This window comes from Alkalibaculum bacchi (assembly GCF_003317055.1).
Taxonomy (GTDB): Bacteria; Bacillota; Clostridia; order Eubacteriales; family Alkalibacteraceae; genus Alkalibaculum; species Alkalibaculum bacchi.
On sequence record NZ_QNRX01000005.1, the window covers coordinates 168591 to 186831 of the forward strand.

The 18241-nt window shown below is 33.7% G+C and carries 17 protein-coding genes; 1 reads left to right on the forward strand and 16 read right to left on the reverse strand.

Features of this window, described 5'->3' with window-relative positions:
* Positions 1-52: 52 nt before the first annotated feature.
* The 11 genes from DES36_RS05440 to DES36_RS05490 all read right to left on the reverse strand — a co-directional run bounded on the left by DES36_RS05440 (position 53) and on the right by DES36_RS05490 (position 13221).
* Positions 53-1369: an alpha/beta hydrolase family protein gene (locus tag DES36_RS05440; protein WP_113920208.1), complete on the reverse strand. Its 1317-nt coding sequence runs from the start codon at positions 1367-1369 to the stop codon at positions 53-55.
* 144 nt (positions 1370-1513) lie between these two features.
* Positions 1514-1939 (reverse strand): DUF3021 family protein, encoded by a 426-nt coding sequence (locus DES36_RS05445; RefSeq protein WP_113920209.1) that lies wholly within the window; start codon positions 1937-1939, stop codon positions 1514-1516.
* Positions 1940-1954: 15 nt separating this feature from the next.
* The gene (locus DES36_RS05450; protein WP_113920210.1) at positions 1955-2392 is read right to left on the reverse strand and encodes a LytTR family DNA-binding domain-containing protein; all 438 of its coding nucleotides are present in this window, start codon (positions 2390-2392) and stop codon (positions 1955-1957) included.
* Between the two features lie 819 nt (positions 2393-3211).
* Positions 3212-5137 (reverse strand): oxidoreductase, encoded by a 1926-nt coding sequence (locus tag DES36_RS05455; RefSeq protein WP_113920211.1) that lies wholly within the window; start codon positions 5135-5137, stop codon positions 3212-3214.
* A gap of 88 nt (positions 5138-5225) precedes the next feature.
* Complete coding sequence (locus tag DES36_RS05460; RefSeq protein ID WP_170128187.1) at positions 5226-6041, reverse strand: MerR family transcriptional regulator; 816 nt, start codon at positions 6039-6041, stop codon at positions 5226-5228.
* Positions 6042-6315: 274 nt separating this feature from the next.
* Positions 6316-8469, reverse strand: a complete 2154-nt coding sequence (gene recQ, locus DES36_RS05465; protein ID WP_113920213.1) for a DNA helicase RecQ — start codon at positions 8467-8469, stop codon at positions 6316-6318.
* 243 nt (positions 8470-8712) lie between these two features.
* The gene (gene ltrA, locus DES36_RS05470) at positions 8713-9954 is read right to left on the reverse strand and encodes a group II intron reverse transcriptase/maturase (protein ID WP_113920214.1); all 1242 of its coding nucleotides are present in this window, start codon (positions 9952-9954) and stop codon (positions 8713-8715) included.
* 591 nt (positions 9955-10545) lie between these two features.
* Positions 10546-11262 (reverse strand): DsbA family oxidoreductase, encoded by a 717-nt coding sequence (locus DES36_RS05475; RefSeq protein WP_242981704.1) that lies wholly within the window; start codon positions 11260-11262, stop codon positions 10546-10548.
* A gap of 606 nt (positions 11263-11868) precedes the next feature.
* The gene (locus DES36_RS05480; RefSeq protein WP_113920215.1) at positions 11869-12657 is read right to left on the reverse strand and encodes a DUF3307 domain-containing protein; all 789 of its coding nucleotides are present in this window, start codon (positions 12655-12657) and stop codon (positions 11869-11871) included.
* Positions 12650-12856 carry a hypothetical protein gene (locus tag DES36_RS14765; RefSeq protein WP_113920216.1) on the reverse strand — a complete coding sequence of 69 codons (207 nt, stop codon included), beginning with the start codon at positions 12854-12856 and terminating at the stop codon, positions 12650-12652. Before DES36_RS14765 ends, DES36_RS05480 begins: the two co-directional genes overlap by 8 nt.
* Complete coding sequence (locus DES36_RS05490) at positions 12823-13221, reverse strand: SatD family protein (protein WP_170128188.1); 399 nt, start codon at positions 13219-13221, stop codon at positions 12823-12825. Before DES36_RS05490 ends, DES36_RS14765 begins: the two co-directional genes overlap by 34 nt.
* A gap of 439 nt (positions 13222-13660) precedes the next feature.
* Between DES36_RS05490 and DES36_RS05495 the strand changes: the two genes are divergently transcribed.
* Positions 13661-14248, forward strand: a complete 588-nt coding sequence (locus tag DES36_RS05495) for a transposase (protein WP_113920218.1) — start codon at positions 13661-13663, stop codon at positions 14246-14248.
* Between the two features lie 400 nt (positions 14249-14648).
* On the opposite strand, the gene DES36_RS05500 is transcribed toward DES36_RS05495, so the two are convergent.
* From DES36_RS05500 to DES36_RS15280, 5 genes are all read right to left on the reverse strand, one after another.
* Positions 14649-15896: an MFS transporter gene (locus tag DES36_RS05500; RefSeq protein WP_113920219.1), complete on the reverse strand. Its 1248-nt coding sequence runs from the start codon at positions 15894-15896 to the stop codon at positions 14649-14651.
* A gap of 2 nt (positions 15897-15898) precedes the next feature.
* A complete protein-coding gene (locus DES36_RS05505) occupies positions 15899-16489 on the reverse strand; it encodes an ArsR/SmtB family transcription factor (RefSeq protein WP_170128189.1) in 591 nt (196 codons plus the stop codon).
* A 240-nt stretch (positions 16490-16729) separates the two neighbouring features.
* Positions 16730-17590, reverse strand: a complete 861-nt coding sequence (locus tag DES36_RS05510; RefSeq protein WP_113920221.1) for a DegV family protein — start codon at positions 17588-17590, stop codon at positions 16730-16732.
* 188 nt (positions 17591-17778) lie between these two features.
* Positions 17779-17925 carry a hypothetical protein gene (locus tag DES36_RS14770; protein WP_170128190.1) on the reverse strand — a complete coding sequence of 49 codons (147 nt, stop codon included), beginning with the start codon at positions 17923-17925 and terminating at the stop codon, positions 17779-17781.
* A 4-nt stretch (positions 17926-17929) separates the two neighbouring features.
* The gene (locus tag DES36_RS15280; RefSeq protein WP_278278691.1) at positions 17930-18055 is read right to left on the reverse strand and encodes a hypothetical protein; all 126 of its coding nucleotides are present in this window, start codon (positions 18053-18055) and stop codon (positions 17930-17932) included.
* Between the last annotated feature and the right edge of the window lie 186 nt (positions 18056-18241).

The following is an 18241-nucleotide window of genomic DNA, read 5'->3' on the forward strand; positions in this document are numbered from 1 at the left end:
TAATATCTATAATCAGTTCCTCTGCACTATTAATATTATTTAGTTTACTCCATCAATAATACTCTTTTGCAGCAAAAAGACCCTCACCCTTGACATAACAATTGAAAAATTCCAGCACCAGTTTATTCATGGTTTCTATACAGTAATACTCATCAACATTAGCCTTTGTTGATCCACCGGAAATTCCAGATAGCTGATTTGCCAACAATGGTGAAAACAGTGGTAAATCAGTATAGCTCATGTGGTTGCTACCTTTGATACAGATTTCAAAAGCCTTTGGAGAAATCGATGAAATATATTTATTAGGGTATACATATTCTGGATTAGCTTTTAGCTCATTAATTACATATTCTGAATAGAAGTTTAGCAGTGGAAGAGGATAGGGTTCTTCATTAATAACAATACTTTCATTACCGTTGATACTATATTCACCGAGCATTGAGCCATCTAGGTTAATAACAGCACTAATATCTTTCCTTTCACGTCCAAGCTGTACACTTGCTGCACCACCAAGTGAGTGCCCCATAAGACCTATTTTATTCGTGTCAATAAGATCATAGATTTCTGCACTGTTATTTTCAGTATTTTTAAGTATAATATCTATTACAAAATCAATATCATCTGTACGCAAATTCATCCATTTTTCGAAAAGCTGAAACTGCTCTTTTTCACTATAGATCTCACTGTTAGCATCTATAACCTCTTGCATAAACTCACTGCTACCAATTGTAAGGTTCCCATCTATATCTACAGTTCCAGCAGCATGATAAGGATGGTCAATGGAACAGACTATATAGCCATTACTTGCTAGTTCCATAAACGTAGATGCATTACTCATCTTTACTCCAAAAGCACCATGAGAAAAAATAATAAGTGGATATTTTTCTTCTGCTTCCTCTGGGTACCAAAACTCAACAGTTAATTTACGATTTTCGCCTGTATCAGTAAATCTTTCAATACGGTTCGTGTCCGTAAAGGTGTAGGATGAGGTCTTAACTTTATATCCTCCAGTTATATCAGGATCCTCATACTGTGGAAATACAATTGCTGGTATGGTAACAAAGCTAAAAACCAGCAACATAGCTATTCCTTTAGAAATAACACGCCATCTTTCATATAGTTTCTTCCCAAATTTCTTTGTAACTAATCTAATTCCACCGATTATCGCAAATATAAATAGCAAAGCTCCAAGTAAATACCATTGAAAGCTCCAATCAATTATAGTTGTTTGGATAAAACCTATAAATGTAAAAAATGCTAGTACCCGAATCCAACTTCTAACTTTGTTTTGGTTATCACTAGTTTTTATGCAATAAGCTATGAAAGCAACTTCAAATATTAATGCAATGATAATTATAAGTATTCCCATGATTATAACCCTCTTTCTTGTTTATAGTATAATCATATACTTGAGCGTAATAGCTGTAAAAATAAAATCGGTATGTTGCTTATTTTAAAAGGTAAGTTGTAAAAAAGAAAAGGCAAGCTGAAATTAAAGCAGCATGCCTTTTTCTTATTCATATTTATCTGTACGCTTCAAATGTATCAATTTTTCATTAATTCTTTTTGCTGTTGCAAGGTCACCCCGCCATGTAATTAATCTTACAATAACATAAATTACTACAATCTCAATGGCGAAAATTAAGTATTCCATAAATCCTGATACAATACTGGTAATGCCACCAAATATAAGTATTACAGCCTCAAGCAGTATAAAGTGAATTAGTATCCTCAATCGTCTGCTATTTTCAGTCAGCTCCGACTTAGACCAAAACACAATGCTTGGCAAATCTCCTACAGCAGCAAATACCATAGCCAATAGAATGTAATCCCTATTTATCGTGTTTGGCGGAGTCAGAAACACAGTACCTATAATTAGTATTCCGAAGATAACAAAGTAATCTCTAATTAATTGTCTTATCAAATCTAAAAATTTCATGTATTTCTACCTCCTTTACAGTCCTAGCTTGGATTTCAGCACTGGTACATATTGCCGTGACACCAATACTTTCTCCCCGTTTACCATAGTAGCTTCAAATCTGCCACTGATTGACGGCTTGACATGGGATATTTTCGTTATATTTATTATTATGGATTTTGATGCTCTGAAAAACCTTTTGTGATCACATATTTGTTCAAGCTCATATAGTTTCTGTTTGCACTCGTAGAACTTATCTCGGCAGTAGATGAATACTTTATTGTCTACGGATTCGAAATAATATACATTAGATGGGTTCAGTTGATAAATAGAATCGTCGTTATAACCTATAAGTATGCTATTTTTCGTCTTCAATTTGTTCATTAACTCAAGTATTTCATCATTGACCTCGTAACAACGGATGATAATTTCTTCTTCCTTATCAGGACTAACGTTTTCGATCGATATCTTCACAACATCACCTCCCATCATTAAGTGCATTTGTATTATCATATAACGATTTATCTATATAAACCACCCCAAAAATAGGGGGCAAAACGGTATTTGTTGCTCTTTTTTCGCCCCAAAACGGTCTTTTAACCACTATATATCGTGGGTATATGGTCTTGTTTCTACATAAAACCACAATGAATCATCACAATTACACTCTCCACATGGCACGAGTTTATCTAAATGATGTCTTGAGACAATTTTTAATATCTTACGCTAATGGGAACATATTAATTTAAAGTCATATCATTGTTAAGTTTCAGCTTGTGCTTAACAATTTTAGTTGGTATTTAAGCTATAAACTCTTGCCAAGCTTGTCTTCTCGAGTTACTATATCATCTTATTTGCCTTATATACGTTTCTGGAGAAAATCAACAAACGCATCTGCCTGTTTTTCCAAGGACACTCAATAGGGACACTTCTCATTTTTTTACTACTTTTATCTTATCATACATTCAGCAATAAATTACAATATTCTCATAATAATTCTTGCACGTTTCTACTCGTCAGACCAGAAGTTTGCCTCCAGCTTCCTTCAGATTCCACGTCGCCGTGGACACCCTTACTCTTGGTTATGTGCTTGGCACTACTAACCCGAATTTGGGACTTTCACCCGTTAGATTGCGCCCATGCTGGGCGAACAAAAAAAGGGTCAAGATTTAATATCTTGACCTGAAAAGTTCCATCCCTACTGAGTCTTCAAGGCCCCCGTAAAGGACCTTTAACAAGAATTCAAAGGTTTTTATATCTGTATAAGTAGTCAAATCAATCTAGCTACTTTTACTATAGACTAATTCCCACATCAAAACCTTCCTTTATTGCATCTAATGCATTACCAGTTTTTAATGCTCCACCAATTGTAATTACATTATGGTGAATTTCTTTTAATTGCTCTGTTAGTCCATTATTAGGTTTATAACCTAAAGCCAATACAACAGTTTCTGCTGCTAATGTAAATTGGCCTTGACTATTTTCTACTATTACGCCATCATCTAATATTTCAACCACTTTAGTATTTACATAAGCTCCTACTTCATATTCATTTAAGATTTTCTTTAAATAATATTTATTAACTCCATCAAGATCCATACAAATTGCAGATCTCATCTCTACAATAGAGACTTCTCTTTGTTGCATACCGAGATGAGCTGCAGTTTCAGAACCAACTTCGCCACCACCAGCTACAACAATCTTATCACCAACAGATACATTGCCTAGTAATACATCTTCAGCAGTCACTACATGCGCTTTATCAATACCTTTGATCGGTGGAACAAGAGGATTTCCGCCTGTAGCAGCAATTACTACATCTGGTTTTTTATCTAATATTAATTCTTTAGTTACTTCTGTATTCAAATAAATATTTACACCTAATTTTTCTAATTCATTTGTTACCCAAGTAGTATAATTAGCTAATTCACCTTTGCTTGGAGGATATGCTGCTGAACGGAACTGACCACCCAAAAACTCTCTTTTTTCATATATGCTAACGCTGTGACCTTTCATTGCTGCTGCTCTAGCTGCTTCTAAACCACCTGGGCCTGCACCAGCAATTAATACAGATTTAGGATTTTCTACTTTGCTGTAATCTAATTTGTACTCTTCGCCAAGAGAAGGATTTACTAAACAAGTAATAGGTCCTCCTACGTAAAGCGCCCCTGTACAGCCTTGTAGACAACCAATACAATATCTAATTGATTGTAAATCTCCAGCCTTTGCCTTATTAGGAAGATCAGGGTCTGCTAACGATCCTCTTCCCATTCCAATAATATCCGCTTTATCCATCTCTAGGAGGCTTTCAGCCATACGTGGATCATTAATTCGGTTTACAGTAAATACCGGTATATTAACTATCTTCTTTATTTCAGCAGCTAAATCTGCTTGCCAAGCATGAGAAACGTACATTGGAGATACAATCTGTCTGTTGTGGTCACCATATACTGCGCAAGAGACGTGTAGCGCATCAAATCCCCATTCTTCAATTAATTTTGCAAGAATTCGTGATTCAGCCATATCTCTGCCGCCTGGCATGTCCTCAACAACAGAGAGTCGAACTGTAACAGCAAAATCTTTTCCTACTTTAGCACGTATATTTTCATATATTTCTTTTAAAAATCTTGTTCTATTGTCAAAATTACCGCCATATTTATCTGTTCTTTTATTTACATATGGTGATAAGAACTGTGCAATTAAATACCCATGTGCTGCATGAACTTCTACACCATCAAAGCCTGCTTTTTTTGCTCTCAATGCAGTATCGCCAAAATCCTCAACAATTTGCTCAATTTCTGCTATCGTTAACTCTCGTGGCATCTCTCTAAGCCATGGACATGGTATAGCTGAAGGTGCCATTGGTTGTACTCCACCGTTAACTAAGCTACCACTTTGTCTGCCAGCATGATAAATTTGTGCAAAGATCTTACTATCGTATTTATGTACTGCATCTGTTAATTTTTTGTGGCTTTCTATTTGTCCATCGTTCCAAAGACCACCGATGTATTTATAACCCATAGCATGTTCATTTACAGCGTAATCTTCTGTGATAATTAATCCCCAGCCACCTTTGGCCTTTGCTTCATGATAGGCTATGTATTTATCTGAAGCGGTACCATCTTCATTACAATAATTTGCTACCATAGCAGTAACAGCGAGTCGATTAGGTATTTCACATTGATTGATTTTAATTGGTGAAAATAATTTGTCAAACATATTAATCCCTCTTTCGATATTATTTTGTCTATGCATTTAGTATAAAACCTACATCTACTAGAGGGTCAATACGTTAATTAAAAAATTATCATTTTTCTTTAATGGGAACCCAAATCTCTATAAATCTACTGTATCCAGTTGCCTCATGTGTACGCACAAGTAGATTACCTATTATATCACCTACTAGGCGATAACCTTCTTTTTCTATATACTCCATCACTCCGTCTAGTAACTTTAATGAAAATGTACCCTTTTCTCCTGCACAAATCACCGTATATACACATGGACGCTCTTCAATATGTATAACTTTTTCATTGAGTGGAAGATCAAATGCTTCAAGATGCTCTCTCTTGATTGCAAATCCCCAGTTATACTTATTGACTTTATCCCTACTTAAAATATACTCCTCTTTCATCTCAACTACATAGTCCACAAATGGAAGATAATCTAACCAAATTTCAAACAAACCATCCATTTTTTCTTTGCTATCATATTCATAATTAAATCTATGCATGAAATAATAGATCTCAGGTTGGGTAGTAATCGAATACTGATTTAAGTTTTCATTAATAGTGTTAAGAGAGTCTATATAAATTTTATTTTTCTCTGTGAGAAGCTCATAATATTTTAGCTGTTTATTAAAATATGCTTGTCTATCTTCTATTCTCTCTGTAAATTCTTCTAATGTATCTTGGTATAGTATTTCTTTTATTTCAAGCTGGGAGAAATCAAAGCTTCTATACTTTTTGTATTCTAAAAGAAAATTAATATCCCATGCATCAAAATAACGGTATTGATTATCATGATCTATTTCAGGATTAATAATATTTTTTGATTCATAATAACGAATTGTCTGTAAAGGGATATTCAGTATTTTTGAAACCTCTCCAATTTTGTATTTCAACACTTATTCCTCCTATTTTACGTCATCCTCTGCCTTTGCAAGTATTCTAAGTTGTTCTCTTTCAGATTTCATCTGATAAAATAGCAATACGGAACACCTCTCATTTTTTATTATATACCTAAAAATAGATTATAAATGTTTTTTTAATATCAATGGGCCCCAAAGCTGCCCTGTTAAGAATAGTGATCTTAAGGAAAAAAGGGACAAATTTCAATAGTTTACTATTTAGATTTGTCCCTTTTATTCGCTTTGTTCTTAATGTCTTTAAAATAAATTACTTTAATCTATTTTTTGCAATAACTAATTTGATATCCGTATAGCTCATATCATCTGGCAGACTCTCTTTTATGGGTTTTAGCTTTTCTACTCCCAGTTGATCTATAGCATTTAATATTTTTTCTTCTTTTTCCTCATCTTTTACAAATCTTGTCCAATCTATATGCATACCTTGTTGCTCACATCTGGATAGATGCTCAACGATGGTATCTGCCTTAAATCCTCTCTTTTCAGAGATTTCCTCTAGAGTATGTCCATCATTATATAACTCATAAGTTTGAACATAACGTTCGTTTAAGCTTTCACTATGGCTTTTTTCTTTGGACATCTTAATCTCTGGTATATCCTTTGCCTCTGCGTATTCAATAATTTTATGTAAAAATCTTTCTCCGTAGTTTTCATACTTTTTAGCTCCCATTCCCTTTAACTTAAGCATGGAGCTCTTGTCCTGAGGAAAATAGGATGCCATTTCCCTTAGGGTAACATCGTTAAAAATCATAAATGGAGCCAATGTCTTTTCTTGCGATATAGCATATCTCAATTCTCTTAATTCTTCGTAGAATTCCTGATCAAAACTCTTGGGCGCATTATCCGTGTGGCGATTCTTATTAAGCTCCTTACTCTCTAACAAGTGTTTTTTATGATAGATTTGTTTATTTCCTTTAAGCACATCTCTAGAACTAGGGGCTAGTTTTAAAACTGGGAATTGATCTGTGGTTATATTGATATACCCTTTAGAAACTAGAATCATAGTTATTTCTCTTATTGAGCTTTCGCTATATTCAGGCATAATCCCATAGGTGGATATCTGGTTTAGATTCCATTTTAATAGCTTTTTATTTTTAGAGCCTCTAAGCACCTGAATTACTGTAGTTAAACCAAATTTCTGATTCAATCTATATATGCATGATAATATCTTCTGGGATTCCACAGTGACATCCACCATCTCTGACTTGTCCAGACAGTTTCCGCAGTTACCGCATCCCGCATCTTTTGTTTGTTCACCGAAATATTTCAGTATATCATTTCTTAGGCAGTCGTTTGTGTTGCAGTAATCTATAAGATATTGAAGATTTCTATATAATATTTTTTCTCTAGCAGAAGAGGTAAAATTATTCTGAATCAGCAGTTTTTGTTTTACTATATCCGATGGCGAATACATGATGATACAGCTACTTGGCTCGCCGTCTCGGCCAGCACGCCCTGCCTCCTGATAGTAGCTCTCCATATTTTGAGGCATATTATAATGTATGACGTATCTTACATCAGGCTTGTCTATTCCCATGCCAAATGCGTTAGTTGCAACGATTATATTTATTCTACCGAAAATAAAATCCTCTTGATTTTTCCTTCTATCTTCACGGGTCATTCCTCCATGGTAGCTAACTACAGAGTATCCGTCATAGATAAGTTTGTTTGTCAAAGAATCCACTGTTTTTCTCGTAGAGCAGTAGATGATTCCAGAACTTTTGGGGAAGTTATCATTAATATAATCGGTGACATAACCATATTTGTCACTTGTCTTAACCACCTGATAGAATAAATTTGGTCTATCAAAGCCGATTATTGATTCTACGGGGTTTTGAAGTTCTATTAATTTTTTTATTTCCTCTACTACTTCCTTTGTAGCTGTAGCTGTATATGCAGATACGATAGGTCTATTTGAAAGGGTCTTTATAAATTCTGGAATTTCTTTGTAAGAAGGTCGAAAATCATGCCCCCATTGACTGATACAATGAGCTTCATCTATGGCCACCATAGAAATTTTAATGCGTCTGGCTAAGTTTTGAAATGAATAGGCATTTAGCCGTTCAGGAGCTACGTATACGATTTTATATATGCCCTCTTTTATACCCTTAACTCTACTGTTATATTCTGCGTCACTTATAGAACTATTTATAAAGGTACCTGGTATGCCCATTTCATTTAAAGAGTCTACCTGATCCTTCATTAAAGATATAAGAGGAGATACTACGATGGTTATTCCATCTAAAAGTACAGCTGGCAGCTGATAACATAGAGACTTTCCCCCACCTGTAGGCATGATGCCCAATGCATCTGTTCCACTTAATATCCCATCAATTAATTTCTCCTGGCCTTCTTTAAACTCTGTGTATCCAAAATAGTTTTTTAAAGCATCATATATATTCAAATACACCACCCCTTTACTTCATTCTATAGTTTCAGCGTGTTGATAGCAATGTGAAATTACTAGTTAATCGTTAACTGTTAAAGTACAAAAACAGCTTATTAGTTATTATTTTTCTCCCACTACCTTAAAAAAATAGTGGGAGAATTTATTTAAATAGTATATTCTTAGTAAGTAGACCAAGGGAACTTCCCCCTTAGCCTCTCTCAGAACCGTACGTGAACCTCTCAGCTCATACGGCTCCCGTCATCCAGCTGTTGGTAATACTCCATATTTCCAGTGCGCAAACAGATTTCTATTACTTAACGCTACCTCTCCTAGCCAATACTGCGCTTTTCGTTTCGTACTTCGCTTTTTGTATTTTCTGCGTACCCATTTTACTAGGCAGTAATTGATATAGCGAAGTACATTGTACATTTCTGATTTGTAGAAGTGTGTATAATAGTTTATCCATCCCTGTATTTTCTTGTTAATTATATTTGCTATTTCTTTTAAACACCTATTTGATTTTAACTGAAGTTTCCATCTTCTTACTTCTTTTCGGATTGCCTTCTTTGCTTTATCAGCGATTGCAGGTAAGAATCCCGTGAATTTTACCCCATTCTTTTCAGCTTCTCTAGGTCTAAATGTATATCCTAAGAAGTCAAATGAAATATTTGGATATTCTCCTTTTCTACTATCGTCTTTACAATAGACTATTCTAGTTTTCTCAAGGTTTAATTCTAATCCGTATTCTTTAAATCTTTCTTGCAATCTTTTCAGTAGATATTCTGCCTGTTTTAGGGATACACAATGAGCTATTCCATCATCTGCGTATCTTGCCCATGGTATTGTATTGAATTCTTTCACCATAAAATCATCGTATACATAATGTAAAAATAGATTTGCAAGTACTGGACTGATTACGCCTCCTTGAGGCGTTCCGGATGTTCTTTGAACTTTTGTTCCATCTTCCATTTGAAATGGCGCAGTTAGCCACCTTTGGATGTATAATATAATCCACTCTTCATTAGCGTGTCTCTTTACCATTCTCATTAGAATATCGTGGTTGATGTTATCAAACAATCCTTTGATGTCAAACTCTAGTACCCAATCTCTTTTCCAACATCTTGTCCTCGTAACTCCTACAGCCTGTATTGCTGATTTGTTTGGTCTATATCCATAGGAGTCTTCATAAAACATTGGCTCTACTTTCGGTTCAAAATATAGCTTTACCGTCATTTGTGCAATCCGGTCTTCTACGGTTGGTATCCCTAGAATCCTAGTTCCCCCATTTTTCTTAGGTATTGCAACAGCTTTTACAGGTTTAGGAAAGTAACTTCCTGACGACATTCGATTCCAAATCTTGTATAGATTATCTTTTAACTTCTTTTCAAAGTCATTGATAGATTGCTCGTCTATTCCGTACGTTCCTTTGTTTGCTTTTACTTTCTCATACGCTGTATAAACAGCTCTTTTAGATATTACGAACGGCTTTGTTTCTCGCATAAGTTCCTCCTCCTTTCAAAGTTGACTTATTCTCAAAACTGGATAACTCCAGTTCTTCGCTCCATTTCCATTACAGAAACTTCATCACTACTACAACTGGATCTGCCCCCATGCTTGCATTGATACTCTCTTTCTCATGGTTGGTGCCACTTGAAATTCTCTCTTAACATCAAGCCGTGGGTTCCCACGTTCCATACAAACGCCTATGCTACGTTCATGCCACCTATGTGCCGCCCACCGCCTAGCCAGTAAACAGGTTCCTTCTAGACTTATCCCAGGCTATATTTCAGAACCTCGTTTTGATGGAATTTTAATAGGGATTTCGACACTTTCGTAAGTGGTTTATATGATCATTCATCTCCATAGCATTCACATGCCAGCTTATACTGACTTTTCCCTAACGCTCAATACCATAGCTTTTGTCTACAGCACCTTAGGGTAGTTTGAAATCACCACCTGTATGGCGAATTCGGTGGACCCTCCACCATCATTTGTACAGCATAGCTGTCTTCAAGTAACATTAGTTACTTGGATTATCGCCTTCGTGGCGCACGAAATATGTCCCTATTGGTGTTTACGGCAATATCCTATTTAATCGCATTTCCATTTACCATCGACAATAGAACATGAACCGCCTGTGTTATCTGTTTGAAGTGTTTGCAATTTATTTAATGGAATCCCTTCATCTTTTGAGATTCTATCCAATAGTTTTTCGATCTCCTCTTGTGATTGAGCGCCAGCAATAGCATATTTTTGATTAATAACTAGAGTTGGTGCACTATTAACACCATAGGCTTGTGCAAGCTGTAAGTCGGCTAATACAGCTTTTTCTGTTTCATCATTTTTAAACTGTGCTTTCCAATCCGCAAAAGAGATGCTCGTTTCCTTTACTGCTTCTTCTAATACAGCAATATCTTCAATATTCTTATTTTCAACAAACAATTTGTTTTGTATTCTGTCGAATACATCCCAATAAATACTATCTCCACCAATGAGACCAGCTGCTTTTGCAGTTTTTAAGCCAGGTTTTGAAATAGGGAAGTTGAAATCTGTTTGGCGCATTCCTTCAATATTGAAACGATGTTCATCATCATTTTTATTTGCGTGAGCCCAATGACTTAATACTTCTCGTTTAACAGCTTCCCGTGAACCAAAATTACGTATAAAGTCTTCAGCTTCCCATCCTAAGGCAAAGGAACGATGGTTGATCTCGATATTGCTGTAATTCTTTGCTATACGACGCATTCTTGCAGACATTGGAAAGCAAAAACTACAGATAACATCATGAAAAAATTCTATTTTAATCATCAGTATAACCTCCTTGTTTTAGATACATTAATAATACCAAATTGATTAATGAAAGCGGTATTCAGTATTAAAATTTAGCACAGGAAAAGAGGAGTGCTCTTCTGCTTCCTGTAATAATACCGATTTTAAATAATTTAATTCCTCCTGAAAATATTTATAATAATGTGTTTTTATTAGACTTTACTTTATAAGTTAAGTATTCGCTTATAAATGAATTTTATAATATAATGAAAATAATTAACTAATTGTTTATTAGACACATGGTGGTCTTGCTGTGTCATTTTTTACTCTTTTTTCATATAATAAGATTATTAAGATATAAAAAACAGCTTATTCATTAACTTTTTTCTTCCACTATCTTGCAAAAATAGTGGGAGAATTTATTTAAATAGTGAATTCTTGAAATATGTCCCTATTGGTTCTTTCTTCTTCTTAGACATAAAAACACACTCCTCCCTACAGTAAACAATTTTTATTATTTAAACTGTGTACTATAAGGGGAGCATATCACGATATGAAGGCTTTGCTCTTTTTGCAACTATCTACCTTTCTCTTACATTATTATAAAATAAGTAATGATAACTAGAAGAGTGCTTAATAAAGTACCTAATAAATATATTCTACAAACACTTGATCTTTGGCTATCTTATCATATCTTGCAATGGATTTAGCAGTAAGAACTAAACCAATTGCAGAATATTGGCTTATGGCTAATAATATTAAAATAATAAACCTCTCTAAAAATCCAATGAAAGCGCCAGCCCTTATTTCATCACTAATCATATTCCCTTGTATATCTTTTGATTCACAAAGAGTACAGGCCGATTCTGGTTCTACTTTAGAATATTCTTGTAGGCTAAGAGGAGTACTCGTTTCCAACTCACTTGCTGAAGGTTTAAATGGAGACAGTAGTTTTTTAATCGTAACATTGGCTGGCTTTCCAACAAATAATATTGCAAGAATCCATGTAAAACTTTGATAAGGAGATATTTCAATTATTCTTAATATGTCATCGATTATTTCAATTTTGTTTACAGAAAAATTATTTCGAGCAATAATTAGTGAAATTATTATAAGTGTAAGTATATGAATCATTTGGTCTACTGCATAAATTACATTATCACTCTTTATAGAAAAATTTTTATTCTTCTTAATAAACAGATACTTAGCTGAATCAACAAGTAAATGAATTAATGCCATTATCGGCATAACACTCTTTGCCCAGTCATCAACAATGATTATCATAAAAACAAAACAACTTATTGCGTATATAGAGGAATGTTTTACTATACCCTTAAAATCACTATTTTTTTCTTTAGACAAATTTTCAGACTGAAAATAAAAATCCCCTAGAATATGAATAAATAATAGAATTAAAAATACATTTTTAAACATACTGTTCACCTTTGATGCCTGAAAGAAAATTACTCACTGTTTCAATTCCATTTTGATATGAATAAAAACCCGAGCCAATTAAAGCCTTATTTACGCTTGACTGGCTTATTTTTAATTTATCAGCAGTTTTATATTGATTTTCTTCAGATTTAATATAACTACTTATTATTTCTCTTTGTCTCTTTGTCTTTTTGTCCATTTACTTTGTAGAGTAAAACACAAAGATAATATTGCATTTAACATCATGTCGTTATCATGATTTTTCTCTGATGCAATCATTATATTTGAATCACTTTTCCTATTCATTCTTTCTATTTTTTTCAATTCATCTATCATTTTTCTTGCATTATAATATGCAGGTCCGTCAGCACCTAAGGGGATTTCTCGATTCACTTCTGTAGTTAATGTACCTATTCCTACACCAAACCGGATCCGAATGGGAAACATTTCAAGTTCAATATCTGAAATTATATTCATTACATCTTCCCCATAATTTAACAATCCCTGAAATTCATCACCTAATGTAATCATAAAATTGGAAGCGATGCTATCTTCATATTTCACATTAATTCTTTTGAGGGTTTGCGAGGGACGGGACTTTTCAAGTCAGATTTTTAAATTCTCAAGTGTCGATCCACTCTCATTTGCAAATTAACCACATTAAGGATGAGACTTCAAGCGGAAGTTTCGTCTTCTTTTATTTTAAGGTATTGGGCCCAAAACATCCCATCCCTAAGCAATTTCCCCTTCCAAGGTGAAACTTTTGCCTGAAGTCGCTCAATAACTTGACCCAAAATTTCACGTCCCTAATGGGTCTACAAATGGGTTAGGCATTGTAAGGGATATTACTTGTTTTGATCGTAAATTCAAAGTAGAGAATCCAGAACTTGAACTAGAAATCATAAAAGACGATCCTGAAAATGAAAAAACAGTTGACGATAGCAAATCCTTAAAACCTGTAATTTCAAACTTTTTAGCTCTACATCCAAAGATTAAGCCAGAAATGTTCTTAGGAGATACTGCTTTTGACACGTATAAGATTTATCCTTTTCTACTAAAGGAATGTCATTTTAAAAAAGCATTTATTCCTCTTAGAAAAAGTCCAAAGTCAGAGGATATAGCAGACCCTGCTTTTAATGAATCTGGTTGGCCAGTATGCCCTCGTGACGCTACGAAGGCCTTTAAGTTTAAAGGTATTAATTATGACAAGACTCGTACAAGATTAAAATTCATTTGCCCTGATACTCACTACAAAGGAAAAAATCCAGTGTGTTACTGCCAAAATCCTTGCACTCCTTCGCGAGAAGGCAGGACTGTAAATGTTCCTATTAATCGAGATTTACGAATGTATCTTGGTACAGTGAGAGATACCGACTCATGGTCAAGTGTTTACAAAAACCGGGCTGTGATTGAAAGAACAATCAACCATTTCAAAGAGCCTATGGGTTGTGGCAATCCTAAAACGAGAAACTTAGCCACAATAAAATCGGATATGTTACTAGCTGGTATTACTCAGCTCATTACAGTGATACTAGCGGATAAGGTGAACGACTACGAATTGATTAGAAGCTTAAAGCCTTTAATAGCATAAAGGATAAATTTAAAATCCTTATTATGAAGGTTTATTAAATTTACCCTTTTTGAAGACTATGGTATAGAACTTGAATAAAAAACTGATTTCTACCTAAATTTTTCTGGAAAAATTCTTTATACGTGAGTATCCTAAATATTTACATTATAATTTGCCTATTCCGCAAATGCCTACCATATAGGATACTTTTATATATTAAGACGAGGGATTGATACAGTTGCCACTCATTTTATTGTCACAAAGGTGGCTAAACAGATTGATGAAGTAGAGGAATAGAGTATTACTGATTTAGGCCGCTAATGGGCCGAGTTCTTTTCTTCTCTCTGCTATAAACAGACCTAATTATTTTGCATCCATATATCCACCACCTTCTAACTTTATATTATATTTTAGGTCTGTTTTAATCAATCGATGTTTTGTTTACACCCTCATATATAGATTCCTTTTTAATTTGTACTGACATAAGTTTCTTATAAATAATCAATATAGTTGTTATAATCACACCTGAAGCTATGAACCACAAACCAGGTATCGTTGAATAATTAATAATAATACTGTTAATAAATGAGCCAAATAACACTCCAATTTGCAATATTAATGAATTTAAAGATAAAACCGAAGCCCTGAACTCATTAGGTATTTCTCTATTAAGTATAACGCTCTCTGGTATATTAGCCATGCCAAAAAACAAATAAATCAAGCTGTAAAATACCATAAACAAAACCATATTTGTCTGTGATGCCGTAATGATTAATACCATTGCAAGAATACTCCTAAGCAACATATACATTTTTTTAGTGTTAAGTTTGCTAAATACTCGTCCATAAATAATATTGCCTGCCATAGCTGCTGCAAGATAAATAAAAGCCATAACTCCTAGAAGAAACATGGCACCATTGTTAGGCATTAAAGAAATAAAATGTGGCTGCCAATATGTTTCTAAAGAGCTAAATAAAAAACCTGTAGAAAATACAGAAATGAATATACATATTATATTTTTATTTTTAATTACTCTATTTGAGCTATTTTTAATATGTTCCAATAGTGAAATTTGTTTTTTATTTTCATTTACAAGTGTTTCCTTTATATATACTATTGCAAGAATTAAAATTATAAATGCTAATATTATCCTAACAATAAGGCTTAGATCATACATTCCTATTGAAAAAAAATATTTACTCGATATCTCAGGTAAATATCCTCCAGTTAATGCTCCTGCAGATAATCCAAGAGCATCTATAACATTTATCCTGGTAGTAACGACATGTAGTCTATCCTTACCAAATTCATTAATATATGAATCTATAAACAAAGCCTCAAATGAACCTGAAGAAATAGCTCTATTTAATCCATAAAGCAACATTCCTATATACAAAATTACTAAGCCATTACTTAAGAGAATAACTACCGAAAATAGTAAAGATACAATCAGTGATAAACAAAAAGTTTTTTTCCTTCCTATTATATCTGCCATTATTCCAGTTGGTAACTCTAATACTATTACTGAAAAAGAATATATTCCTATCAGAATAGAGAGTTTGCTAAGTGTAGCACCTCTATCTATTAATAATAAACTAAACACAGGCACAAGAAGGCCTGTAATATATGAATTCAATAATAATATAAAAGAATACAATCTTACTCTCATATTTACTCCACGCTTTTGTCATTATTTAAATCAGCTTTGTAGGCAATTAAGGCATATTCATATGGATGTGAATTGTTCGATGCTTTTGAATGCTGTTTTATAAAGTCATCAATAATATCAAACAGTTCATTCGCTTCTTCTGTAGATAAATGAATTACTCCTGCCAATTGATCAACGAATTTATTTCCTTTTTTATATTCTTCTGATATTAGCTGTCTTTTTTCATTTATCAGCTCTTTATAACCATTGTAGGTTTCGCTTAATATGTTTCTTGCTAATATATCACGCTCTGATGTAAAATCATCATTTATATCTTGGCCTATACTTACAGTTTTTTCAGTTATCCTAAGATATCTTGCAGTGATGCCGTTTATAATCTCATTATGGTCAAATTCAATAATACCTACTTGTTCCAGTTTCTTAATGTGATGCTGAGCAGAGGAAGGTGAAATTTCCAGTTTATCAGCTACATATTTAGAAGTTACTGGTTTTCCTTCTCTTTCCATTACTTTAATTATTTTTTGCCTCATAGGAGACATAAGTATTTTCAATTCTTTATCCGTTTTAAGTATTATATAATTTTTCTTATCCATTTTCCCCTCCATCATTAACGTTTCAATTATTATAACACTACATATTATGTAACGTCAACATGCATGTTATAAAAAAAAACAATAGAATTTATCTACTGTTCTTTAATGATTGTACTATTATTTATCAACTATATTATATATGTTTGTTAACACTATAGAAATTGCTCCATCTATATTTGTAATGCAATCTACCTTTTCCTTGTTGCCTCGCATCTCATATGGAATATTAATTTTAATTCCTTAATCAGTTATTTTTTCAATCCCTGTGATGCCAATTGCTCCAGGACCGCCATGACTGGAAATCACAGAACCCGCCTCCATCCATCTAGCTTTTTGAATACCATTTTCTCTTAGCAGATCGTAAATCATCTCTTTCTGATTGTCTTCGACACCCGGAGCACCTACCACCATAACGGTATCAGAGTCAATGTTATAGCTTTTGAAAAAAATATTAACCATCTTCTTTAAGCAGTTATCAAAAGATCCACGGTATTTTCCCCCAGAGACCAAGTATCCATTTTTTAATATAATCGACGGATGAATCTTCAACAGATTTGCCCCATAAAAAGCCAGATTTGAGACACGGCCGCCAGCTCTTAAATAAAGAAGTGTTTTAGGTAGAAAAACCATATGGGTGCGTTCTCTAATATCTTCGACAAAAGCAATAATTGCTTCAGGACTTGTATTAGGATTATCTTCAATGAATTGAGCGGTTGCTTTAACAATAGCAGCTGCTCCGATAGATACATGCTTGGAGTCTACAAGGTAGACGTTTTTAAAATCTTGAGCTGCAATATTTGCCGCATTGAAGGAAACAGTTGTTACTGCAGAATATCCAATGTGGATTATATATGCATCTGGATGTTTGGCAAAAATTTGCTTAAAAACCTCTGCATTATCTTGAGGTGTAGAACCAGATGTTTTAGGTAGATTTCCTGTTTCTTCATAATAATCAAAAACTTTCTGAACATCAAAACTACCATCAGGATACGTTTGATCTTCCATTGTTACATGCATCGGAATGACTTGTATATTATAGCGATCTATTATTTCTTTAGATAAATCTGAACCACTTTCAGTTGTAATGATATACTTTTTCACAATTAACCTCCATTATTTGGGCAGATTATAGTTCCCCTACTGACTTTAGTCATCATCATTTTTAGTATAATCATTGTACCATATAGGTTTTATAACATAAACTTATATTTCCTTAATTTTGCATATCTATAAATACAATCAACCTCGCTAAATTATTGGGCATATGGGGATGGTGACCTTATCCTCCATTATATTCCAATTGATTTACTTTTAGGTAACCCTGTAATCCCCATTATCTGACGATTCGTTAACCCCTTGGCTTTTAATCTCTTAATAAAAAATATTCTCTGTTCTACAGTTATCTCTCCAATGCTTTCTACTCTATGCTTTTTCATATCATCATATATAAATATCTAAGAACTTACTCTTATCCTCTTCATCATAAAAAATAACACTCTGATTAATTCCTCTAATCATAATATGATAAATTCCTGTTGAACTAACTTTTCGAGCTGCTCTCGGCATACTAAATCACCTCACTTAATTATATCATCTATAATGATAATTATACATATTTTAGGTGATATAAGTCACCGTCCCCATATGCCCTACATGTTAGATAATTGCAGAAAGAGCAAAGCCAACGATATGAAGGCTTTGCTCTTTTGTATTTCAGTTGTCCGTCCCCATAAAATCGTGTAAAATTAAGTT